This window comes from Streptomyces sp. NPDC048696, assembly GCF_043198895.1.
GTDB lineage: Bacteria > Actinomycetota > Actinomycetes > Streptomycetales > Streptomycetaceae > Streptomyces.
This window is the reverse complement of sequence record NZ_JBICVJ010000004.1, coordinates 544,701-566,892: the sequence shown is the minus strand read 5'-3', so window position 1 is coordinate 566,892 and position 22,192 is coordinate 544,701. Positions and strand designations below refer to the sequence as shown.

18 protein-coding genes and 1 riboswitch are annotated in these 22,192 nt (G+C 73.1%); of the genes, 11 read left to right on the top strand and 7 right to left on the bottom strand.

The genetic code is table 11. From position 1 onward, the window contains the following. Window positions 1–188: 188 nt before the first annotated feature. From ACGFRG_RS11675 to ACGFRG_RS11660, 4 genes are all read right to left on the bottom strand, one after another. Window positions 189–980 carry an enoyl-CoA hydratase/isomerase family protein gene (locus ACGFRG_RS11675; RefSeq protein ID WP_361429170.1) on the bottom strand — a complete coding sequence of 264 codons (792 nt, stop codon included), beginning with the start codon at window positions 978–980 and terminating at the stop codon, window positions 189–191. A 116-nt stretch (window positions 981–1,096) separates the two neighbouring features. After that, window positions 1,097–1,318 carry a helix-turn-helix domain-containing protein gene (locus ACGFRG_RS11670; protein ID WP_188274522.1) on the bottom strand — a complete coding sequence of 74 codons (222 nt, stop codon included), beginning with the start codon at window positions 1,316–1,318 and terminating at the stop codon, window positions 1,097–1,099. A 347-nt stretch (window positions 1,319–1,665) separates the two neighbouring features. Beyond that, on the bottom strand, window positions 1,666–3,264 hold the full coding sequence (locus tag ACGFRG_RS11665; RefSeq protein ID WP_361429168.1) for an ABC-F family ATP-binding cassette domain-containing protein: 1,599 nt from the start codon (window positions 3,262–3,264) through the stop codon (window positions 1,666–1,668). 183 nt (window positions 3,265–3,447) lie between these two features. After that, on the bottom strand, window positions 3,448–4,143 hold the full coding sequence (locus ACGFRG_RS11660; RefSeq protein ID WP_361429166.1) for a hypothetical protein: 696 nt from the start codon (window positions 4,141–4,143) through the stop codon (window positions 3,448–3,450). Window positions 4,144–4,264: 121 nt separating this feature from the next. On the opposite strand from ACGFRG_RS11660, the gene ACGFRG_RS11655 reads away from it, so the two are divergent. Next, on the top strand, window positions 4,265–5,158 hold the full coding sequence (locus tag ACGFRG_RS11655) for a neutral zinc metallopeptidase (RefSeq protein ID WP_361429164.1): 894 nt from the start codon (window positions 4,265–4,267) through the stop codon (window positions 5,156–5,158). 138 nt (window positions 5,159–5,296) lie between these two features. Then, window positions 5,297–5,686, top strand: coding sequence for a VOC family protein (locus tag ACGFRG_RS11650; protein ID WP_393263299.1), 390 nt, complete (start codon window positions 5,297–5,299; stop codon window positions 5,684–5,686). Window positions 5,687–5,716: 30 nt separating this feature from the next. Here the strand turns inward: ACGFRG_RS11650 and ACGFRG_RS11645 are convergent, their stop codons facing one another. The 3 genes from ACGFRG_RS11645 to ACGFRG_RS11635 all read right to left on the bottom strand — a co-directional run bounded on the left by ACGFRG_RS11645 (window position 5,717) and on the right by ACGFRG_RS11635 (window position 9,233). After that, window positions 5,717–7,147: a hypothetical protein gene (locus ACGFRG_RS11645; protein WP_393263297.1), complete on the bottom strand. Its 1,431-nt coding sequence runs from the start codon at window positions 7,145–7,147 to the stop codon at window positions 5,717–5,719. A gap of 183 nt (window positions 7,148–7,330) precedes the next feature. Further along, window positions 7,331–8,458, bottom strand: coding sequence for a serine aminopeptidase domain-containing protein (locus ACGFRG_RS11640; protein ID WP_361429158.1), 1,128 nt, complete (start codon window positions 8,456–8,458; stop codon window positions 7,331–7,333). Between the two features lie 115 nt (window positions 8,459–8,573). Continuing rightward, window positions 8,574–9,233: a class II aldolase/adducin family protein gene (locus ACGFRG_RS11635; protein ID WP_393263295.1), complete on the bottom strand. Its 660-nt coding sequence runs from the start codon at window positions 9,231–9,233 to the stop codon at window positions 8,574–8,576. 209 nt (window positions 9,234–9,442) lie between these two features. Here ACGFRG_RS11635 and ACGFRG_RS11630 point away from each other — a divergent pair, with 209 nt between their 5' ends. The 9 genes from ACGFRG_RS11630 (at window position 9,443) to cobI (ending at window position 22,181) form a co-directional block, all read left to right on the top strand. After that, window positions 9,443–10,723 (top strand): anion permease, encoded by a 1,281-nt coding sequence (locus ACGFRG_RS11630; protein WP_393263293.1) that lies wholly within the window; start codon window positions 9,443–9,445, stop codon window positions 10,721–10,723. Window positions 10,724–10,752: 29 nt separating this feature from the next. Next, a complete protein-coding gene (locus ACGFRG_RS11625; RefSeq protein ID WP_188274514.1) occupies window positions 10,753–10,977 on the top strand; it encodes a hypothetical protein in 225 nt (74 codons plus the stop codon). A gap of 106 nt (window positions 10,978–11,083) precedes the next feature. Beyond that, a riboswitch (cobalamin riboswitch) is annotated at window positions 11,084–11,226 on the top strand. A gap of 107 nt (window positions 11,227–11,333) precedes the next feature. Then, complete coding sequence (locus ACGFRG_RS11620; RefSeq protein ID WP_361429152.1) at window positions 11,334–12,263, top strand: cobalamin biosynthesis protein; 930 nt, start codon at window positions 11,334–11,336, stop codon at window positions 12,261–12,263. Then, window positions 12,260–13,768, top strand: coding sequence for a cobyric acid synthase (locus ACGFRG_RS11615; protein WP_393263290.1), 1,509 nt, complete (start codon window positions 12,260–12,262; stop codon window positions 13,766–13,768). The genes ACGFRG_RS11620 and ACGFRG_RS11615 overlap by 4 nt, the downstream gene beginning before the upstream one ends. Further along, complete coding sequence (gene cobN, locus ACGFRG_RS11610; protein WP_393263288.1) at window positions 13,765–17,418, top strand: cobaltochelatase subunit CobN; 3,654 nt, start codon at window positions 13,765–13,767, stop codon at window positions 17,416–17,418. Before ACGFRG_RS11615 ends, cobN begins: the two co-directional genes overlap by 4 nt. After that, on the top strand, window positions 17,415–19,421 hold the full coding sequence (locus ACGFRG_RS11605) for a putative cobaltochelatase (RefSeq protein ID WP_393263286.1): 2,007 nt from the start codon (window positions 17,415–17,417) through the stop codon (window positions 19,419–19,421). Before cobN ends, ACGFRG_RS11605 begins: the two co-directional genes overlap by 4 nt. Beyond that, window positions 19,421–20,038, top strand: coding sequence for a cob(I)yrinic acid a,c-diamide adenosyltransferase (gene cobO, locus ACGFRG_RS11600; protein WP_361429144.1), 618 nt, complete (start codon window positions 19,421–19,423; stop codon window positions 20,036–20,038). The genes ACGFRG_RS11605 and cobO overlap by 1 nt, the downstream gene beginning before the upstream one ends. Beyond that, window positions 20,032–21,456: a cobyrinate a,c-diamide synthase gene (locus ACGFRG_RS11595; RefSeq protein ID WP_393263284.1), complete on the top strand. Its 1,425-nt coding sequence runs from the start codon at window positions 20,032–20,034 to the stop codon at window positions 21,454–21,456. Before cobO ends, ACGFRG_RS11595 begins: the two co-directional genes overlap by 7 nt. Next, entirely contained in the window at window positions 21,453–22,181 is a 729-nt protein-coding gene (gene cobI, locus ACGFRG_RS11590) for a precorrin-2 C(20)-methyltransferase (protein WP_361429140.1), read from the top strand. Before ACGFRG_RS11595 ends, cobI begins: the two co-directional genes overlap by 4 nt. Window positions 22,182–22,192: the final 11 nt, after the last annotated feature.

Genomic DNA, 22,192 nt, shown 5'->3' with positions numbered 1-22,192 from the left:
CGCAAATGTCACAGCCCCGCGCCCCTTGATGGGCCCTTCGGGCCCTCCTGTAGGGGCGCGGGGCTGTGTCGATTTGCGGCTCCGCCGCGTGGGCGCGAGCAACCCAGCACGGTCCGCAGCCGAACCACCCCGCGGCGGGGTGCGGGGGCGCAGCCCCGCTCGGGGTCTGGGGGCGTAGCCCCCGGGGATTACTCCGCGAGGCCCGCCAGGTCGCGGAGACGGCGGGCCTGCGCCGCGCGCTCCGCGACCCGCTGGTCCTCGTACGTGCGCCCACCCGCCCCCCGCAGCAGCGCCTTCGTCTCGATCACCGCATCCCGGGGCGCGGCCACCAGCGCGCCCACCAAGTCCCGTACCGCCGCGTCCAGTTCGGAACCCGGCACCGACAGGTTCGCGAGCCCGACCCGCTCCGCCTCCGCCGCGCCGACGAAGCGTCCCGTCGCGCAGATCTCCAGCGCGCGGGCATAGCCCACCAGAGCGACCAGCGGATGCGTGCCCGTCAGGTCCGGCACCAGACCCAGACTCGTCTCGCGCATGGCGAACTGCACGTCGTCGGCGACGACGCGCAGGTCACAGGCGAGCGCGAGCTGGAACCCCGCACCGATCGCATGCCCCTGGACCGCCGCGATCGACACGATGTCGTTGCGGCGCCACCAGGTGAACGCCTCCTGGTACTCGGCGATGACCCCGTCGAGCTCCGCGTCGGAGCCGCGCGCGAGGTCGAGGAAGGACGGCTCACCGTCGAAGCCCTCGGGAGTGAAGGCCTGACGGTCGAGCCCGGCGGAGAAGGACTTGCCCTCTCCCCGCAGCACCACGACCCGGACGGTGCCGGGCAGTTCCTGTCCGGCCGCCGCCAACGCCCGCCACAGAGCGGGAGACTGGGCGTTGCGCTTGGCCGGATTGGTCAGGGTCACCGTGGCGACCGCGTCGTCGACGGTGAGCCGTACGCCGTCCTTGTCGAGTACGGGGTCGGGCGAAGCCATGGGGCGCCTCCGGGTCAGGTGCGGTCAACAAGTGACTGCACAGTAACCACCCGGCCGACCACGCGGTCGACCGGGTGGCCACCCGACCCGGCGGGCCGTGGCCCGCCCGGCTCCGGTCAGGCCGTCGCGGTCTTCTTGCCGCGTGTCGCTCCGCCGCGTCCGCGGAGTACGACCCCGGACTCGCTGAGCATCCGGTGCACGAATCCATAGGAGCGGCCGGTCTCTTCGGCCAGCGCCCGGATGCTCGCACCGGAGTCGTACTTCTTCTTCAGGTCTGCCGCGAGCTTGTCGCGCGCGGCGCCGGTCACCCGGCTGCCCTTCTTCAGAGTCTCGGCCACCCGTGCCTCCTCATGGGAAGTGCGCTCTGGACTTCTCATGATCACCCCTCTCGGGCTTCCTGGCCACCCATTCGGCAAGGTCCGTCCCAGCGGGTTTCGGCGCACACCCGAGCCGGACACGACCGGAACTCGAACTTCCGGTCGGCCCCGAAGCAGCCTCTGAGCTCGGCCCGCCACGAAGTGGCTGGTCAGAGGTGTGTTTCGGGTCACAGGCCGGAACAGGCCCGTCCTGTACGTACCGGATCTTGATCCCGTGCATGACACGCCGGGGTACGAGACGCACTCACTCAGATTGAGGATCACGCGTAAGCCGAATGATCCATATGGAGTGGATCAGTAGCGCTGCGTCAGGCGAGAGCGACCAGATCCGCGTAGTCCGGACCCCACAGGTCCTCGACTCCGTCGGGCAGCAGAATGATGCGCTCCGGCTGCAGTGCCTCGACCGCGCCCTCGTCGTGGGTGACCAGGACGACCGCGCCCTTGTACGTGCGCAGCGCGCCCAGGATCTCCTCGCGGCTGGCCGGGTCGAGGTTGTTGGTCGGCTCGTCGAGGAGCAGGACGTTGGCGGACGAGACCACGAGCGTGGCCAGGGCGAGGCGGGTCTTCTCGCCGCCGGAGAGCACACCGGCCGGCTTGTCCACGTCGTCGCCGGAGAAGAGGAACGAGCCCAGCGTCTTGCGGACGGCGACCAGGTCCAGGTCGGGGGCCGAGGAGCGCATGTTCTCCAGGACCGTGCGGTCCGGGTCGAGCGTCTCGTGCTCCTGGGCGTAGTAGCCGAGCTTGAGGCCGTGGCCCGGGGTGACCTCGCCGGTGTCCGCCTTCTCGGCGCCCGCGAGCAGCCGCAGCAGAGTCGTCTTGCCGGCACCGTTCAGACCGAGGATGACGACCCTCGACCCCTTGTCGATGGCCAGGTCGACGTCGGTGAAGATCTCCAGCGAACCGTACGACTTCGACAGGCCCTCGGCGGTCAGCGGGGTCTTGCCGCAGGGCGCCGGGTCCGGGAAGCGCAGCTTGGCGACCTTGTCGGAGACGCGGACCGCTTCGAGGCCGGAGAGCAGCCGCTCGGCGCGCTTGGCCATGTTCTGCGCGGCCACCGTCTTGGTCGCCTTGGCGCGCATCTTGTCGGCCTGCGAGTTGAGGGCCGCGGCCTTCTTCTCGGCGTTCTGGCGCTCGCGCTTGCGGCGCTTCTCGTCGGCCTCGCGCTGCTGCTGGTAGAGCTTCCAGCCCATGTTGTAGACATCGATCTGGGAGCGGTTGGCGTCCAGGTAGAACACCTTGTTGACGACCGTCTCGACCAGGTCGACATCGTGGGAGATCACGATGAAGCCGCCCCGGTACGTCTTCAGGTAGTCGCGCAGCCAGACGATGGAGTCCGCGTCGAGGTGGTTGGTCGGCTCGTCGAGGAGCAGGGTGTCGGCGTCCGAGAAGAGGATGCGGGCGAGCTCGACGCGACGGCGCTGACCGCCGGAGAGCGTGTGGAGCGGCTGGCCGAGCACCCGGTCGGGCAGGCCGAGCGCGGCCGCGATGGTGGCGGCCTCCGCCTCGGCGGCGTACCCGCCCTTGGTGAGGAACTCGGTCTCCAGGCGCTCGTACTTCTTCATCGCCTTCTCGCGCGTGGCGCCCTTGCCGTTCGCCATGCGGTCCTCGTTCTCGCGCATCTTGCGCAGCACCTCGTCGAGGCCGCGCGCGGAGAGCACCCGGTCGCGCGCGAGGACGTCGAGGTCGCCGGTCCGGGGGTCCTGCGGCAGATAGCCGACCTCGCCGGAGCGCGTGATGGTGCCGGCGGCCGGCATGCCTTCGCCGGCCAGGCACTTGGTGAGGGTGGTCTTGCCGGCTCCGTTGCGGCCGACCAGGCCGATGCGGTCGCCCTTGGCGACACGGAAGGAGGCGGACTCGATGAGGACGCGGGCGCCGGCGCGCAGCTCTACGCCAGTGGCGGTGATCACGGAAATACTCCAGGGCGGGTGGGACGGCGGGGTGGACGGGGGTCGCGGAGCGTCGCCGCCGTCTAATGCGCGAGGAGAATTGCCATGGGCCAATTCTAGCGGGGGTGTGCAACTGCTTTTACGTGCGGTGATACGAACGCCGGTCCGACCGGTCCGGCCCCCTCGCGGGCACCCCGGCCCGCCTCACGCACCCCGGGCGGCGCCCACGCGCGCGGGGAGCTCGTTGCCGAGCGGGGTGCGGCCCGGGGTGACGCGCCCGAGCGAGTCCACCGCCACCAGCTCCTGGCTCCAGACGTCCCGGTCGCGGCAGGGCTGGGCGACCAGCAGGACGCTGTCCACGCGCGCGACGCGGCCGGGATCGAAGGCGCAGGAGCGCCGCGCGGGCAGCGTCCAGCGCAGATCGCCGTCGGCGCCGCGATAGGCGGTGATGCGCTCGGGGGTGACGACCGCGAGCATCGCACCGGCCCCCGCGGCCGGGCCGAGCTCCTGGAGGACCCCCGACGCCCGCCGGGGCCGGTCGGCGAGCCACTCCGCGAGGCCCGGCACCGCCCGGTGCCAGCGGACCGCGTCGACCGAGAGCACGCGCGCGGTGTCGGTGACCAGCCCGTCGCTCCACACCGCGAAGGCGTGCCCGGGCGCGGTGCGCACGGCGAGCGGGCGCCGCCCCTCGCGGCGGTACGTCCAACCGCGCGCCCCGCTCCTCGGGTCGTACGCCTCGACGGCCGCGCCCCGTACACGCACCGCCGGACGGGCCGGGGCGGCGGGCGGCACCGTGAGGCGGTCGCCGTAGGGGGCGGGCCGGACGTGGTGCGCGGCGGTGACCAGGGGCAGGGCCAGGACGGCGGCGACAGCGGCCAGCGCGAGACGGTTCCGGTCCATGAGGCGCCGAGCGTATCGGCCACCACAACAAAAAGGGCGTAACGCAATGAACTGTTTGATACTCAATGCCATACTCGGCCGTACTCAGAGTGACAGAGGCTGAACAGAGGGTGGTGCGCCCGTGCAGTTCGACGACGACGCCGATCTGGACACGTCCGAGGTCAAGGACGTCCGGGGCAGCCGCGTCCCGGGCGGCCGGGCCACCATCGGCGGCGGGATCGTCGGACTCATCGCCCTGGTGCTGGGGCTGCTGTTCGGCGTGGGCCCCGAGCAACTGGGGCTCTCCTCCGGCGACTCGGCACCGGCGACCTCGGTGTCCGCGCAGGGGCAGGTGCAGCAGAGCTGCCTCAAGGGGCGGGACGCCAACACCAAGGAGGACTGCCGCGTCCTCGCGGTCGTCAACAGCGTGCAGGACTACTGGCGCCAGGAGTTCCCGCGCCGGGGCGGCACTTACTCCTCCGCGCAGACGGTGTTCTTCACCGGCCGGGTCTCCACCGCGTGCGGGGCGGCGACCTCGGCGGTCGGGCCGTTCTACTGCCCGGGCGACCGTCAGGTCTATCTGGACCTCGGCTTCTTCGACGAGCTGCGCACCAAGTTCGGCTCCACCGGCGGCCCGTTCGCCCAGGCGTACGTGGTGGCGCACGAGTACGGGCACCACATCCAGAACCTGATGGGCACCCTCGGCCGCTCCCAGGACGGCCGCCAGGGCGCGGGCAGCAACGCCGTGAAGGTCGAGCTCCAGGCCGACTGCTACGCGGGCGTGTGGGCGCACCACGCCACCACGACCCCGGACAGGCGGACCGGCCGGCCGCTGCTGACCAGGCTCACCGAGCAGGACATCCGGGACGGCCTGGACGCGGCGGCCGCCGTCGGCGACGACCGGATCCAGGAGAAGTTCCAGGGCCGGGTCACCCCCGAGTCCTGGACGCACGGCTCGGCCCAGCAGCGCCAGCAGTGGTTCGCCACCGGCTTCCGCACCGGCGACATGGGCCGGTGCGACACCTTCGCGCGCTGACCGCGCACCGCCACCGCACCGCCCGCGCACCGCCGGACCGGCCGTTGTCAGTGCCCGGTGCCAGACTGAGTCGCAGATCACATCGGCGGCATGACGCGGGCCCGGGGACGGGTCCGGGTGCTCGGAAGGGAGATCGGGATGAGTGTGTGTCCGACGATTCTGTACGCGGACGCGAAGGCCGCGATCAGCCTGCTGAAGGACGCCTTCGGGTTCAGCGAGGTGAGTGTGTACGAGGCCGAGGACGGCACGGTGCTCCACGCCGAACTGGCCAGTGGGACCGGCGTGGTGATGCTGGGTTCGAAGAACCGCGGCGGCCTCTTCGCCGACACTATGCGCGACGCGGGCCCGGCGGGTGTGTACGTGGTGGTGGACGACGTGGACGCGCACCACAAACGGGCGGTGGAACACGGCGTGGAGATCCTGATGGAGCCCACCGACCAGGACTACGGATCGCGCGACTACATGGCGCGCGACGCCGAGGGCAACGTGTGGAGCTTCGGTACGTACGCCCCCGGCGCGAGCAACTGAGCGGTAGCCGCGAGCGCCCGGCGTCCCGGGTCACACCCCGCCGGTGTGGACCTGGAACGCCGCGCGGCGCACAGCCTTGGCGAGCGCCGGGTCCGGGTGGGCGGCGGCAAGCGCGACCAGGACCTGGACCGTGCGCGGGTGGCCGACGACCCTGACCTCGTCGAGCAGGGCGGGCACGGTGCCCTGCACGGCCGAGTCGAGGTGACGCACCATCAACTCGACCTCGCCGTGGTCCGCGACGGCCGCCGCGGTGTCCACCCAGAGCCAGGTGGACTCCTCGCGGGTGAGGACGCTGGTGGCGTCCTCGGGGTCGCCCCCCTCGTGCTCGGCGAGCCAGAGCAGGGCGTACGGACGCAGGAAGATCTCGTCGGTGGCCGCGCGCACCTCGGGCTCGGCCGGGGCGCCGACCACACGCAGCGCCTCGAAGGCGAGGCCGCGCACCAGGGCGTCCTCGCCGCGGGCGGCGTCGAGGAGTTCGGTGACGGCGCTGCCGACGGGCCGGGCCGCGAGCCAGGCGCGGTACTCGGCGCGGGCCGGGCCGGGGGTCAGCCGCGCGCAGCCGCGCAGCATGTCCTCGGCGGACTGCTCGATGTTGCCGGCGGGGCTCTGCGCGGCGACGCAGATCTGTTCCAGCTTGACCCACACCGCCCAGCTGCCGAGCGGGGTGAGGGTGGCCTGGCCCTCGGCGAGGGTGAGCGCGCCGACGGCGGCGAGCCCGGCCAGGACCCAGTCGAGCAGGAGCGAGAGGAAGGCGAGCGCGGCGGGGCGCTCGCCCCCGGCGCCGTCCGCCTCGGCGTCGCGCGGCACTTCGCAGCGCTCGTCGCGCAGTTCCGCGACGCGCTGGCCGAGCAGATCGAGCAGGGCCGGTACGAGGACGGGGCCGGCCGACAGCTGAAGGAGGGAGAGCACTTGGGGGACGGCTTCGACGACCTCGGCCACGGCGCCGGGCGCGATGGCGGCCGGGGCGGGGTGGACGATCGACCAGGCGTCGAAGAGGGCGACCCAGCCGCGCAGCACGGCGGCGTCGTCGCGGTCCCAGGCGCGCAGCCGCCAGCCCGGGCGTGCGGTGCCGCCGTGCAGCTCGACGAGTCCGGCGAGCCGGGCCCGGTCCCAGTCGGCGCGCACCTGGGCGGGCGTCAACCGCAGTGCGGCGGCGGCCTGTTCGGCGGCCGGGCCGGTCAGGGCGCCCGTCGGCGCGGGGCGCGGGGGGTTGCCCCGGGCGCGCTCGGCGTCGGCCCAGCGGGCGACCCGTACGGCGTCGGCGAGGACCACTCTGGCCTGGCGGGCCAGTTCGGCGGCGGCCGGGGTGCCCTCCGGCGGCCGGGAGCCCGGGCGGGCGCGCCGGTCCGTCACGGCGCGGCGGGCGGTGGCGAGGGGACGTGCTTCCTTCGCGTGCGGGGCGCGGACAAGCCGCAGTCTGGAGTCGCGCGGCAACTTCTCTTCAGGCTTCCGGGACGTCACAGGTGCAGTCTTCCCGCTGACAGCCCGAAAGCCCAAACGGAATGACGCATGCCCGGATTTCCCCGGGGCCGGGGGTCCGGGGGTTGTCCCCGGGTAAGCACAGCCCGCTGACAGCCCGAAAGCCCAAACGGAATGGGATGTCTTGGTTCCGGGGCAGCACTTCGGGGGCTTCGGCCCCGTCCGTCACATCAGCGGCGTCAGGAAGCGTCGCAGCGCCTCCTCGTAGCGCGCCGGGTCGGCGTTCCACATCGCGGCGTGCGGGGCGTGCTGGACCGTGTGCAGGGTCACCAGTTCCGGTCGGCGGGCGGCCAGTTCGCGGGTTCGCTGCCAGGACGCCAGGGTGTCGTCGGGGCCGTGGAAGACCAGCGCCGGGACGCGCAGGACACGCGGGTCGGCCGCTTCGCGCAGATGGTCGCCGTGCGGGCCGGTGCGGCCCTGGGCGGCCCGGACCGCGAGCGGGAGCAGGGCGCTCGGGGCGCCGTTGGCGACGGCGAGGGCGCGCACGGTGCCCTCCCAGTCGAGGACAGGCGAGTCGAGCACGACGCCCCGGACGCGGTCGCGCAGCGCGGAGTCGGTGGCGGCACGCAGCGCCATGGTGGCGCCGGTGGACCAGCCGTGCAGGATGACGCGCTCGGCCCCGCTGCGTACGGCGTACCGGATCGCGGCGTCCAGGTCGCGCCACTCCGAGTCGCCGAGGTGGGCGAGGCCGTCCGGGGACCGGGGGGCGCCCTCGTCGCCCCGGTAGGCGAGGGCGAGCACCGGGAGCTTGTGGCGGTGCAGGAACGCCATGGTGTTCAGCGTGTGCTCGCGGGTGGTGCCCAGGCCGTGCACGGCGATCACCCAGGTGTTCCGGGCGCCTTCGACGAGCCAGGCGGGCAGCACACCGAGTTCGGAGGGGATCTCGACGTCCTGGTGATCGAGCCCGAGCGCCTCGGCCGGGGTGCCCCGGTGGATCTGCGGGGTCATCCGCACCCGGTCCCCCGGCTCCGGGCTGCCCCGGGTGACCCGCTCCAGGCGGCGCACCACGGTGTCCGCGGGATGCCGCGCGTGATCGACGACCTCGCCGACCACCGCGTGGATGCCGGACCCCTCGATGCCGTACACACCGGGGCGCAGCGCCGCGAGGCAGCGGGTCAGGGCGATCCGCCCGGGGGCCGTGGAGTGCACGGTGAGCTCGGGATCGGTGGGCAGCGGGCGGCCGGGCGGCGCCTTGAGAGCCGCGTCGCTCGCGTACCGTCCGGCGGCCACCGCGGCCGCGCCGACGCCGATGAGTGTGGTGACGGCCGCTGCCGTCGCTGTAGCCGGGCGCACCGCTCCAGTGTCGGCAGCCCCCGGCGGTACGGCCAGTGGGCGAGGGCCTACCGGGGCACGCCCCCGTCCCCGCCCGTCACACGCGACCCGTCCGCCACATGCGACCCGCCACCCGTCACCGCTGCCCGTACCCCCGGAACTGCTCGGCGGCCCGCTCCAGGTCGGCGTCGGAGAGCAGGGACGGGGTGCGGCCGGGCACGGAGGACGCGGCGAGCCAGAGCCGGCACATCCACTCCAGCTGGGCGGTCCGGTCGTACGCCTGGGAAAGGGTCGTTCCACAGGTGACGGTTCCGTGGTTCTGGAGGAGGCATCCGGTGCGGCCCTGAAGGGCGCGGAGCATGTTCTCGGCCAGTTCCTCGGTTCCGTACAGCGCGTAGGGCGCGACCCGGACCGGGCCGCCCAGCGTGGCGGTCATGTAGTGGACCGGCGGGAGCTCGGTGACCAGCGTGGAGACGGCGGTGGCGTGCACGGCGTGGGTGTGCACCACGGCCCGGGCGTCGGTGTCGCGGTAGACGGCGAGGTGCATGGGCAGCTCGCTGGTCGGCCGCAGCGTGCCGATGACCTGGCGGCCCGAGAGGTCGACGGCGACGGTGTCGTCCGGGCCGAGCCGGTCGAAGGGGACCCCGGTGGGGGTGACGAGGACCAGGTCCCCGACCCGTACGGAGACATTGCCCGAGGTGCCCACGACCAGGCCTTCCGCCGCGGTCCGGCACGCGGCCGCGGTCAGCTCGGCCCAGGCGGCGGCGGTCGGTTCGTGGTGGTCCGTCTCTCCCATGGACGCGATCCTCGCAGCTCCCGGACGCCGTGCCGGGGAGTGAGCAGAATCTCTTCTATGGGCTGTTTGGCCTGTTCACGGGGTTTGTCAGAGCCTGACCCCAGCAAAAACCGGTCAGAGACACCATGAAGCCCGGTCCAGTTCACCTTCCGTTCATCCAGGTTACTTACGTTCGTCCAGCCACTGACGTCGAACGATTGCCTGGGTAAATGGAACACATCACGCTGCTGCTCGCCATTGTGGTCGTGACAGCTCTAGTGTTCGATTTCACGAACGGTTTCCATGACACCGCCAACGCGATGGCCACGACCATCTCGACCGGCGCCCTGAAGCCCAAAGCCGCCGTGGCCATGTCCGCGGCGCTCAATCTGGTCGGCGCGTTCCTGTCGGTGGAGGTCGCCAAGACGATCTCCGGCGGGATCATCAACGAAAAGGGCATCAGGACCGAGGTGATCTTCGCGGCGCTCGTCGGCGCCATCCTCTGGAACCTGGTGACCTGGCTGCTCGGCCTGCCGTCCAGCTCCTCGCACGCCCTGTTCGGCGGTCTGATCGGCGCGGCCGTGATGTCGGCCGGCTGGTCCTCGGTCAACGGCTCCACCGTCGTCACCAAGGTGCTGCTGCCCGCCGTCGCCGCGCCGATCGTCGCGGGCGTCGCCTCGATGCTGGCCACGCGGCTGACGTACCGGATCAACCGAAACGTCGACCCGGCTGCCGAGAAGGCCACCGCCAAGGGCTACCGGGCGGGCCAGATCGCCTCCGCCGGTCTCGTCTCGCTCGCCCACGGCACCAACGACGCGCAGAAGACCATGGGCATCATCACGCTCGCCCTGGTCACCGGCGGTGTGCTGCACCCGGGCGCCAACCCCCCGATGTGGGTCATCGTCTCGGCCGGCATGGCCATCGCCATGGGCACCTACCTCGGCGGCTGGCGCATCATCCGCACCATGGGCAAGGGCCTGACCGAGCTCGCGCCGCCGCAGGGCTTCGCCGCCCAGTCCGGTGCCGCGACCGTCATCCTGGCCTCCTCGCACCTCGGCTTCTCGCTCTCCACCACCCAGGTCTGCTCCGGCTCCGTGATGGGCGCCGGCCTCGGCCGCAAGGGCGGTGTGGTCCGCTGGTCCACCGCGACCCGGATGTTCGTCGCGTGGGGCCTGACCCTGCCGGCCGCGGGTCTGGTCGGCGCCGGCGCCGAGTTCCTGACCGGCCAGGGCACCTGGGGCATCGTCCTGGTGGCGATCCTGCTGGTCGGTGGCTCCGGCTTCATCTGGAAGCTGTCGCGCCGCGAGCCGGTCTCGCACGCCGACGTCACCAACACCCCGGCCGACGCCGTGACCGAGGCCCCGGCCGAGCCCGCGGGTGTCGTCACCACCGCGATCGCCGCGGTCACCCCGCCCCCGACCGTCGCCGCCGTGGCCGCCGATCTGACGGCCACCATCCCGGCCCCGGCCCCAGTGGCCCCCGCCGACCCGGCCCGCCCGGCCGCCGTCTGACCCGGCCGCGCACCCTCTAAGGAATCGTCATGCACATCGACTGGGCAGCTCTCGGCACCGTCTTCGGTGTCAGCCTCATCGTCACCGTCGGCCTGGTGGGCCTGTTCACCGTCGGGATCGTCGGCCTCAGCAAGCAGCAGTCGGCCGCGTCCGGCAAGGGCAACGTCGCCCTGGCCCGCACCACCGCCTACGCCTGCTTCGCGCTCTGCGCGGCGGCCGTCGCGTACGGCATCAACCTGATCGTCGCCAAGTAGCGGCGACGTCCCACGCGTCTCCCGAACCGCCCTCCGCTCCCTGCGGAGGGCGGTTCGCTGTGTGCCTCGGCACACTCTCCCGTCGCAGGTCAGCAGCGAGTTGACGGGCGTTGCCGGGCGTGGTGGACTGCCCGAGCCATTTACGGCGGCAGAAGAGGAAGCCGGTGCGAATCCGGCGCGGTCCCGCCACTGTCATCGGGGAATGAACCCCGTGAGCCAGGAACTCTCACCGCCGGTCGACGTCGTACCAGGGCGCGGACACCCTGAGTGAGGACATACCGCCATGCGCGCCTGCCTGTTGCCGGCACCCCCCAGAAGTACCGGAGCTCTCCGCGGCATCGCGGCGGACTGACCCCATGCGTGCCGATCGCACTTTCGCGTACGGCGCCACCGCCGGGCTCCTCGGCGACCTGCTCCTGGGCGATCCGCGCCGGGGGCACCCGGTCGCCGCGTTCGGCCGCGCCGCGGCCGCCGTCGAGCGCGCGCTGTGGCGCGACCACCGGGGCTGGGGCGCACTGCACACCGCCGTGTGCGCCGGCGGCGCCGCGAGCGCCGCGCTGCTCGCCACGCGCGCGACGCGCGGCCGTCCCGCCGCGTCCGTCGCGCTGACCGCCGCCGCCACCTGGGCCGTCGTGGGCGGCACTTCGCTGGGCCGGGAGGCGCGCGCGATCGGCGCGGCGCTCGAAGCCGGGGACACCGAGGCCGCCCGCGCGCGGCTGCCGCATCTGTGCGGGCGCGACCCGCAGTCCCTGGACGCGCCGGGCATCGCGCGCGCGGTCGTCGAGTCCGTCGCCGAGAACACCTCCGACGCCGTGGTCGGCGCGCTGGTGTGGGGCGCGCTCGCGGGGGTGCCCGGCCTGGTGGCGTTCCGGGCGGTCAACACCCTGGACGCGATGGTCGGTCACCGTTCGCCGCGCCATCTGCGCTACGGGTGGGCCTCGGCACGCCTGGACGACGTGGCGGGCTGGCCCGGCGCCCGGCTCACCGCCGCGCTCGCCGTGGCCGCCGGGGGCGCGCCGCGCGCCGCCGCGCGCGCGTGGCGGGCCGACGCCCGCAAGCACCCGAGCCCCAACGCCGGCCCCGTCGAGGCGTCGTTCGCGGGCGCCCTCGGCGTACGCCTCGGCGGCACCCTCTCCTACGGCGGCAGGGTCGAGCACCGTCCCGTGCTCAACAACGGCGGGCGGGCCGTGGAAGTTCCGGACATCGAGCGGGCGGTGAGGCTGTCGCGGCGGGTGGGCTGGCTGGCGCTGGGAGTGGCGATCGCGGTGAGGAAGGTACGTACATGAGGGGCGGACTGCTGGTCGCGGGCACCACGTCCGACGCCGGGAAGAGCGTCGTCACCGCCGGGATCTGCCGGTGGCTGGTGCGCCAGGGCGTCAAAGTGGCGCCCTTCAAGGGACAGAACATGTCCCTCAACTCCTTCGTCACGCGCGAGGGCGCCGAGATCGGGCGCGCCCAGGCCATGCAGGCCCAGGCCGCGCGCGTGGAGCCGTCGGCGCTGATGAACCCCGTGCTGCTCAAGCCGGGGAGCGACCGGTCGAGCCAGGTCGTACTGATGGGCAAGCCGGTGGGCGAACTGAGCGCCAGCGGCTACCACGGCGGGCGCCAGGAAGCGCTTCTCGGGACCGTCGTGGACTGTCTGGAGCGGCTGCGGGGCACATATGACGCCGTGATCTGCGAGGGGGCGGGCAGTCCGGCCGAGATCAACCTGCGGCGTACCGACATCGTCAACATGGGCATCGCGCGCGCCGCGAGGCTCCCGGTGGTCGTGGTCGGCGACATCGACCGGGGCGGGGTCTTCGCCTCGTTCTTCGGTACGACGGCGCTGCTGAGCCCCGAGGACCAGGCGCTGGTCGCCGGGTACATCGTCAACAAGTTCCGCGGCGACGTCTCGTTGCTCCAGCCCGGCATCGACATGCTGCGCGGCCTCACCGGGCGGCACACGTACGGGATCCTGCCGTACGCGCACGGGCTCGGCATCGACGAGGAGGACGGCCTGCGGGTCTCCCTGCGCGGCGCCGTGCGCGAGTCGGTCGTCGCGCCGCCGGTGGGCGAGGACGTGCTGCGGGTCGCGGTCTGCGCGATCCCGCTGATGTCCAACTTCACCGACGTCGACGCGCTCGCCGCCGAACCCGGCGTGGTCGTACGGTTCGTGGACCGGCCCGAGGAACTGGCCGACGCGGATCTGGTCGTCGTGCCGGGAACCCGGGGCACGGTCCGGGCGTTGGAATGGCTGAGGGAGCGGGGGCTGGCGCGGGAGCTGGCGCGCAGGGCGGCCGAGGGGCGTCCGGTGCTGGGGATCTGCGGCGGGTTCCAGGTGCTCGGTGAGCACATCGATGACGAGGTCGAGTCACGGGCGGGTTCCGTGACGGGTCTCGGACTGCTGCCCGTGCGGGTGCGGTTCGCGGCCGAGAAGACACTTGCACGGCCGACCGGCGAGGCGCTGGGCGAGCGCGTGGACGGATACGAGATCCACCACGGCGTCGCGGAAGTGTTTGGCGGGGAAGCCTTCTTGGACGGATGCCGGGTCGGTGCGGTCTGGGGGACGCACTGGCACGGGTCACTTGAGAGCGACGGATTCAGGCGACGGTTCCTGGAGCGGGTCGCGAGCGCCGCAGGCCGGCGTTTCGTGCCCGCCCCGGACACGTCGTTCGGCGCGCTGCGCGAAGAGCAGCTGGACCGCCTCGGCGACCTCATCGAAGAACACGCGGACACGGACGCGCTGATGCGCCTCATCGAGCAGGGCGCGCCCGCAGGACTTCCCTTCATCGCACCTGGAGCACCCGCATGAGCACTGTGCTGTTGTTGTCGACCGCCGACACGGATCTGCTGGCGGCCCGGGCCTCCGGGGCGCCCTACCGGATCGGCAACCCGACCCGTATCGACGTGGCCGAGGAGCTGCCCGCGCTGATCGAGGGCGCGTCCGTGGCCGTCGTGCGCCTGCTGGGCGGCAAACGCGCCTGGGAGGACGGGCTCGCGGCGCTCAAGGCGTCCGGGATCCCGACCGTGCTGCTCGGCGGTGAGTCCGTGCCGGACGCGGAGCTGATGGCCGAGTCGTCGGTCCCGGCCGGTGTGGTCGCGGAGGCCCTGCGCTATCTGGTCGAGGGCGGCCCCGGCAACCTCGTGGAGCTGGCCCGGTTCCTCTCCGACACCGTGCTGCTCACGGGCGTCGGCTTCGCGGAGCCGCAGAAGATGCCGGAGTGGGGCGTGCACGGCACGCGCGCGTACGTGCCGGGTCGCCCCACCGTGGGCGTGCTCTTCTACCGCGCCCATGAGCTCTCCGGGAACACCTCGTTCGTCGATGTGCTCTGCGAGAGGATCGAGGACCGGGGCGCCAACGCCCTCGCGGTGTACGTGAGTTCACTGCGCGGCGCCGAGGACGCGCTCTACGAAGAGCTGGCCAAGGCGGACGCGCTGATCGCCACCGTCCTCGCCGCGGGCGGCACCACCGCCTCCCAGGCGAGCGCGGGCGGCGACGAGGAGGCGTGGGACATCGGCGCCCTGGCCGACCTGAACGTCCCCGTGCTGCAGGGGCTCTGCCTCACCTCGTCCAAGGCCGCCTGGGAGGCGTCGGACGCCGCCGTCTCCCCCATGGACGCCGCGATGCAGGTCGCCATCCCCGAGTTCGACGGACGGCTGATCACGGTCCCGTTCTCCTTCAAGGAGCAGGGCCCGGACGACGTCCCGGTCTACGTCGCCGACCCCGAGCGGGCCGCGCGCGTCGCCGGAATCGCCGTACGGCACGCCAAGTTGAAGCACAAGCCGAACGCCGAGAAGAAGCTGGCGCTCGTCTTCACCGCCTACCCCACCAAGCACTCGCGCGTCGGCAACGCGGTGGGCCTGGACACCCCCGCCTCCGCCGTCCGCGTCCTGGACGCGCTGCGGGACGCGGGGTACGGGGTCGAGGGCCACCCGGACAACGGCGACGAGCTGATCCACCGGCTGATCAACGCCGGTGGCCACGACGTGGAGTGGCTGACCGAGGAGCAGCTGGCCGCCGCCCCCGCGCGCGTGCCGCTCGCCGACTACCGAGCCTGGTTCGAGAAGCTGGAGCCCGAGCTGCGCGACAGCATGCTGGAGCACTGGGGCGAGCCGCCGGGCCAACTGTATGTGGACGGCGACGACATCGTGCTGGCCTCCCTCCAGTTCGGCAACGTCGTCGTGATGATCCAGCCGCCGCGCGGCTTCGGCGAGAACCCGATCGCGATCTACCACGACCCGGACATGCCGCCCTCGCACCACTACATGGCGGCGTACCGCTGGCTGGAGAACAGCTTCGGCGCCGACGCGATCGTCCACATGGGCAAGCACGGCACGATGGAGTGGCTGCCGGGCAAGGGCCTCGGCCTGTCGTCGGGCTGCGGCCCGGACGCGGTCCTGGGCGACCTCCCGCTCGTCTACCCGTTCATCGTCAACGACCCGGGCGAGGGCACCCAGGCCAAGCGGCGCGGCCACGCCACCGTCGTGGACCACCTGGTGCCGCCGATGGCCCGCGCCGACACCTATGGCGACCTGGCCAAGCTGGAGCAGCTGCTCGATGAGTACGCGCTGGTCAGCGACCTCGACCCGACGAAGGCCCCGGCGGTGCGGGCGCAGATCTGGACGCTGGTGAAGGCCGCCGAGCTCCACCACGACCTGCATGTCGACGAGCAGCCGGACGACGGCGACTTCGACGAGTTCGTCATGCACATCGACGGCTATCTCTGCGAGATCAAGGACGTCCAGATCCGCGACGGCCTGCACATCCTGGGCGGCGGCCCGGAGGCCGAGCCCCGGGTCAACCTGGTGCTCGCGGTGCTGCGCGCCTCCCAGGTCTGGGGCGGCCAGGCCAACGCGCTGCCCGGTCTGCGCGCCTCGCTGGCCGAGCACTTCGGCCTCGTGGAGAAGGAGCTGCTCGCCGAGCCGGGAACGCCGGTGAAGGTCCCGGTCGAGCTCAGCGACCTGGTCGACGGCCCGGCCCGTACGGCGGCCGACGCGATCGACCTCCTGGAGCAGCTGTGCCGCCGCTTGGCACAGGGCATGGAGGAGCGCTCCTGGGACGCGTCCGCGTGCGGGGCGCTGGTCGGCGACGTGCTGGGTACGGAGCTCCCGGACGCGGTCGCGGTCCTGGAGTTCGCCTGCCGCGAGGTGGTGCCGCGCCTGGCCCGTACGACGGACGAGATCACCCACATCCTGCGCGCGCTTGACGGCGGTTACGTCCCGGCGGGCCCGTCCGGCTCCCCCACCCGGGGCCTGGTCAACGTGCTGCCGACCGGCCGGAACTTCTACTCGGTCGACCCCAAGGCGATCCCGTCCCGGCTGTCGTGGGAGGTCGGCCAGGCGCTGGCCGACTCGCTGATCGCGCGCTACCTCGCGGACACCGGGGCGTACCCGAAGTCGGTGGGCCTCACCGTCTGGGGCACCTCCGCGATGCGCACCCAGGGCGACGACATCGCCGAGATCCTGGCGCTGCTCGGCTGTCGCCCGGTGTGGGACGACGCGTCGCGCCGCGTGACCGGCTTCGAGGTGGTGCCGGTCGCGGAGCTGGGCCGCCCGCGCATCGATGTCACGGTCCGCATCTCGGGCTTCTTCCGGGACGCGTTCCCGCATGTGGTGGGCCTGATCGACGACGCGGTACGGACGGTGGCCGAGCTCGACGAGCCGGCCGAGTCCAACTACGTCCGGGCGCACGCCGACGAGGACACGGCCGAGCACGGCGACCGCCGCCGCGCCACGGCCCGTATCTTCGGCTCCAAGCCGGGCGCGTACGGGGCGGGCCTGCTGCCGCTGATCGACGCGCGCAACTGGCGCAGCGACGCGGACCTCGCCGAGGTGTACGCGGTCTGGGGCGGCTACGCCTACGGTCGCGGGCTCGACGGCCGGGCGGCCCGGGGCGACATGGAGACGGCGTTCCGCCGGATCGCGGTGGCCGCGAAGAACGTCGACACGCGCGAGCACGACCTGGTCGACGCGGACGACTACTTCCAGTACCACGGCGGCATGGTCGCCATGGTGCGGCATCTGACGGGTGAGTCGCCCGAGGCGTATGTGGGCGACTCGGCGACACCGGACCAGATCAAGACCCGCACCCTGGGCGAGGAGACCCACCGCGTCTTCCGCGCGCGCGTGGTCAACCCGCGCTGGATGGCGGCGATGCGGCGCCACGGCTACAAGGGCGCCTTCGAGATGGCCGCGACCGTGGACTACCTGTTCGGGTACGACGCGACGGCGGGGGTGGTCGACGACTGGATGTACGAGAAGTTGTCGGCGGAGTACGTGTTCTCCGAGGAGAACCAGGAGTTCATGCGCAAGTCCAACCCCTGGGCGCTGCGCGGCATCACGGAACGGCTGCTGGAGGCGGCGGACCGGGGGCTGTGGGCCGAGCCGGACGCACAGACGCTGGAGCAGCTGCGCGCGACCTATCTGCAGCTTGAGGGCGACCTGGAGGGTGACGACGCATGAGCACGCCTTATCCGTTCAGCGCGATCGTCGGGCAGGACGATCTGCGGCTCGGACTGCTGCTGAACGCCGTGTCCCCGGCGGTCGGCGGAGTCCTCGTACGCGGCGAGAAGGGCACCGCCAAGTCGACCGCCGTGCGGGCGCTTTCGGCGCTGCTGCCCGAGGTCGACGTGATAGCGGGATGCCGGTTCTCCTGCGACCCCGCCGGCCCCGATCCGGCCTGCCCGGACGGGCCGCACGAGGCCGGGACCGGGGCGGCGCGGGCCGCGCGGATGGTGGAGCTGCCGGTCGGCGCCTCCGAGGACCGCCTGGTCGGCGCGCTCGACATCGAGCGGGCGCTCGCGGACGGCGTGAAGGCCTTCGAGCCCGGGCTGCTCGCCCACGCCCACCGCGGGATCCTGTACGTGGACGAGGTCAACCTCCTCCACGACCACCTGGTCGACCTGCTCCTCGACGCCGCCGCCATGGGCGCCTCGTATGTGGAGCGCGAGGGCGTCTCCGTACGGCACGCGGCGCGCTTCCTGCTGGTCGGGACCATGAACCCGGAGGAGGGGGAGCTCAGGCCCCAGCTCCTCGACCGGTTCGGGCTGACCGTCGAGGTCGCGGCCTCCCGGGAGCCGGACCAGCGGGTCGAAGTGGTCCGCAGGCGGCTCGCGTACGACGACGACCCGGCCGCCTTCGCGGCGCGCTGGGCCGACGAGGAAGCGGCCGTGCGGGCGCGGATCGTCGCGGCGCGGGCGCTGCTGCCCGAAGTCCGGCTCGGCGACGGCGCGTTGCGGCAGATCGCGGCCACCTGCGCGGCCTTCGAGGTCGACGGCATGCGGGCCGACATCGTGATGGCCCGCACCGCGACCGCGCTGGCCGCGTGGGCGGGGCGTACGGATGTGCTCGCCGAGGACGTCCGGCAGGCGGCGCTGCTCGCGCTGCCGCACCGCAGGCGCCGCAACCCGTTCGACGCGCCGGGCCTCGACGAGGACAAACTCGACGACACCCTGCAGGAGTTCGGGGAGCCGGACGGGGACGACGACCCGGATCCGGACGGTCCGGGCGGTGGCGGCGGGCAGCCGCCGCAGAACGACGGGCCGTCGCAGGACGGCGGCGCCGGGGACACCCCCGCGCGCCCCGAGGCGGCCGAGGGCGGCGAGCCGCAGCCTTCCGGAGCGGGCGAGCAGCAGGCCGTACGGGCCGGTGAGCCGTTCCGTACGAAGATGCTGAGCGTGCCGGGGCTCGGCGAGGGCACGGCCGGGCGCCGGTCGCGGGCGCGCACGGCACACGGCCGGACCACGGGCGCCCGCCGTCCCCAGGGCGCGCTCACCAAGCTGCACTTGGCGGCGACCGTGCAGGCGGCCGCGCCGCACCAGCGGGCGCGCGGGCGTTCGGGCCGGGGCCTTGTCGTGCGGCGCGACGATCTGCGGCAGGCGACGCGGGAGGGCCGCGAGGGCAACCTCGTGCTCTTCGTCGTCGACGCGTCCGGGTCGATGGCGGCCCGGCAGCGGATGGGCGCGGTCAAGGGCGCGGTGCTCTCGCTGCTCCTCGACGCCTACCAGCGGCGGGACAAGGTCGGCCTGGTCACCTTCCGGGGCAAGGACGCGGAGGTGGCGCTGCCGCCGACGTCGTCGGTGGACGCGGCGGCGGTGCGCCTGGAGTCGCTGCCGACGGGCGGGCGCACCCCGCTCGCGGCCGGGCTGCTCAAGGCGCACGACGTGCTGCGGGTCGAGCGCATGCGGGATCCGTCGCGGCGGCCGCTTCTCGTGGTGGTGACGGACGGGCGCGCCACCGGCGGCGTCGACCCGGTGGCGCTCGCGGGCCGGTCGGCCCGGCTGCTCGCGGCCGAGGGCACCGCGTCGGTGGTCGTGGACTGCGAGTCGGGCCCGGTGCGCCTGGGTCTCGCGGCGGAGCTGGCGCGCGAGCTCGGCGGTCCGGCGGTCACGCTCGACGAGCTGCGGGCCGACTCGATCGCCGGTCTGGTCAAGGACGTACAGGGGACGAACAGGAGGGCCGCCTGATGCCGCAGGGACAGCCGAGCATGGTGCCGCAGGACGGTCTGACGACCCGTCAGCGGCGGAACCGGCCGCTGGTCGTGGTGCACACGGGCATCGGCAAGGGCAAGTCGACGGCGGCCTTCGGGCTCGCGCTGCGGGCCTGGAACCAGGGGTGGCCGATCGGGGTGTTCCAGTTCGTCAAGTCGGCGAAGTGGAAGGTCGGCGAGGAGAACGCGCTGAAGGTGCTCGGCGCCTCCGGCGAGGGCGGGAGCGTCGCCTGGCACAAGATGGGCGAGGGCTGGTCGTGGATCCAGCGCGCCCCCTCGCAGGGCGAGCCGTCCAACGAGGAGAACGAGGAGAAGGCCCGCGAGGGCTGGGAACAGGTCAAGCGGGACCTGGCGGCCGAGACGTACAAGCTGTACGTGCTCGACGAGTTCGCCTACCCGATGCACTGGGGCTGGATCGACACCGACGAGGTGATCGCGGTGCTGCGCGACCGTCCGGGGACCCAGCACGTGGTGATCACGGGCCGCAACGCACCCGAGAAGCTGGTGGACTTCGCGGACCTGGTGACCGACATGTCCAAGGTCAAGCATCCGATGGACGCCGGTCAGAAGGGGCAGCGGGGTATCGAGTGGTAGCACGTCTCGTCATCGCCGCGCCGTCGTCGGGCAGCGGGAAGACCACGGTCGCGACGGGCCTGATGGCCGCGTTCGCCGCGACCGGGCTCGCCGTTTCCCCGCACAAGGTGGGGCCGGACTACATCGACCCCGGCTACCACGCCCTGGCCACAGGGCGCCCGGGGCGCAACCTCGACGCGTACATGTGCGGTGCGGAATTGATGGCTCCGCTGTTCGCGCACGGGGCGCGGGGCTGTGACGTCGCCGTGGTCGAGGGCGTGATGGGCCTGTACGACGGGGCGTCGGGCCACGGCGAGCTGGCCTCCACCGCCCACGTGGCGAAGCTGCTGCGGGCGCCGGTGGTGCTGGTCGTGGACGCGTCGTCGCAGTCGCGGTCGGTGGCGGCGCTCGTGCACGGGTTCGCGTCGTGGGATCCCGAGGTGCGGATCGGCGGCGTGATCCTGAACAAGGTCGGTTCGGACCGGCACGAGACGGTGCTGCGGGAGGCGCTGGAGGAGTCGGGGGTGCCCGTGCTTGGCGCCCTGCGGCGCGCCGCGCCGGTGGCGACGCCGTCGCGGCACCTCGGCCTCGTCCCGGTCGCCGAGCGCCGCCCGGACGCGGTGGCCGCGATCGCGGCGATGGCGGAACAGGTACGACAGGGCTGCGACCTGGCCGCGCTCCTCGCGCTGGCCCGGTCGGCGCCGGGGCTCGACTGCGAGCCGTGGGAGGCGGCGAGGGCTTCGTCCGCAGACCGTGCCGGGTTGCTCACGCGGTTCCCCGCGTCCCCAGGGGGTCCGGTTCCTCCGGGCTACGAGGAGCCGGGGGGAACAGGGGCCGCAGGCCCCGTCGTCGCCCTCGCCGGTGGCGCCGCCTTCAGCTTCTCCTATGCCGAGCATGCGGAGCTGCTGGCCGCCGCCGGGGCGGAGGTCGTCGTGTTCGATCCGCTCAGGGACGAGCAACTGCCCGCCGAAACCGCCGGATTGGTGATCGGCGGCGGGTTCCCCGAGGTGTACGCGGCGGAGCTCAGCGCCAATGAGCCGCTGCGCAAGGCCGTCGGCGAGCTGGCGCGGTCCGGGGCGCCCGTCGCCGCCGAGTGCGCCGGGCTGCTCTATCTGGCGCGCTCGCTCGACGGACAGCCGATGTGCGGCGTCCTGGACGCCGAAGCGCGGATGTCGCAGCGGCTGACACTCGGGTACCGGGAGGCCGTGGCCGTGGGCGACAGTTGCCTGGCCGAGGCCGGAACGCGGCTGCGCGGGCACGAGTTCCACCGGACCGTCCTCGACCCGGGGGCGGGGCCCGCGCCCGCGTGGGGTCTGGTGCACCCGGAGCGCCGGGTCGAAGGGTTCGTACAACAGGGCGTGCACGCGAGCTATCTGCATACGCACTGGGCCGCCCGGCCCACCGTCGCCCGTCGGTTCGTGGAGAGGTGTGCCGGATGAGCAGGCTGGTCGGAGTCGGAGTGGGGCCCGGGGACCCGGAGCTGGTGACCGTGAAGGGCGTCAAGGCGCTCCAGGGTGCCGATGTGGTCGTCGTGCCCGTCATGGACACCGGGGAGCGCGGCCGCGCCGAGGCGACCGTGCTCCACTACGTGGACGCGGACAAGGTCGTACGGGTCGTGTTCGCGCTCAACGAGCGCACCGACCGGGGGCGCCGCGAGGCGGCCTGGGACGCGGCGGGCGAGACGGTCGCGAAGCTGCTGCGCGCGCACGAGCGCGTCGCCTTCGCGACCATCGGCGACCCCAATGTGTACTCGACGTTCACGTATCTCGCCCAGACCATCGGCGAGCTGGTGCCGGGCACCGAGATCGCGACCGTGCCCGGGATCACCGCGATGCAGGACCTCGCCGCCCGCTCCGGCGCGGTGCTCACGGAGGGGACGGAGCCGCTGACCCTCGTCCCCGTCACCGCCGGATCCGCCGTGCTCAAGGACGCCCTTGAGGGGCCGGGCACGGTGGTGGCGTACAAGTTCGGGCGCCAGGCCGCCGAAGTCGCGGCGGCGCTGCGGGCGACCGGGCGGATCGACGACGCCGTGTGGGGCTCGGCGCTGGGCCTGGACGAGGAGTCCATCAGCCCGGCCGCCGATCTCGACGGCGGCCCGCTGCCGTATCTGTCGACGCTCATCGCGCCCGCCCGGCGCGACGGCGGACGCGGCGGCAAGCTGTGACCGCGCCGGCG

Excerpts from the sequence above, each read along its gene's own strand:
- ACGFRG_RS11675 (WP_361429170.1), bottom strand. The coding sequence starts at position 980 with ATGGCTTCGCCCGACCCCGTACTCGACAAGGACGGCGTACGGCTCACC.
- ACGFRG_RS11660 (WP_361429166.1), bottom strand. The coding sequence starts at position 4,143 with ATGGACCGGAACCGTCTCGCGCTGGCCGCTGTCGCCGCCGTCCTGGCC.
- ACGFRG_RS11650 (WP_393263299.1), top strand. The coding sequence starts at position 5,297 with ATGAGTGTGTGTCCGACGATTCTGTACGCGGACGCGAAGGCCGCGATC.
- ACGFRG_RS11635 (WP_393263295.1), bottom strand. The coding sequence starts at position 9,233 with ATGGGAGAGACGGACCACCACGAACCGACCGCCGCCGCCTGGGCCGAG.
- ACGFRG_RS11630 (WP_393263293.1), top strand. The coding sequence starts at position 9,443 with ATGGAACACATCACGCTGCTGCTCGCCATTGTGGTCGTGACAGCTCTA.
- ACGFRG_RS11625 (WP_188274514.1), top strand. The coding sequence starts at position 10,753 with ATGCACATCGACTGGGCAGCTCTCGGCACCGTCTTCGGTGTCAGCCTC.
- ACGFRG_RS11620 (WP_361429152.1), top strand. The coding sequence starts at position 11,334 with ATGCGTGCCGATCGCACTTTCGCGTACGGCGCCACCGCCGGGCTCCTC.
- ACGFRG_RS11615 (WP_393263290.1), top strand. The coding sequence starts at position 12,260 with ATGAGGGGCGGACTGCTGGTCGCGGGCACCACGTCCGACGCCGGGAAG.
- cobN (WP_393263288.1), top strand. The coding sequence starts at position 13,765 with ATGAGCACTGTGCTGTTGTTGTCGACCGCCGACACGGATCTGCTGGCG.
- ACGFRG_RS11605 (WP_393263286.1), top strand. The coding sequence starts at position 17,415 with ATGAGCACGCCTTATCCGTTCAGCGCGATCGTCGGGCAGGACGATCTG.
- cobO (WP_361429144.1), top strand. The coding sequence starts at position 19,421 with ATGCCGCAGGGACAGCCGAGCATGGTGCCGCAGGACGGTCTGACGACC.
- cobI (WP_361429140.1), top strand. The coding sequence starts at position 21,453 with ATGAGCAGGCTGGTCGGAGTCGGAGTGGGGCCCGGGGACCCGGAGCTG.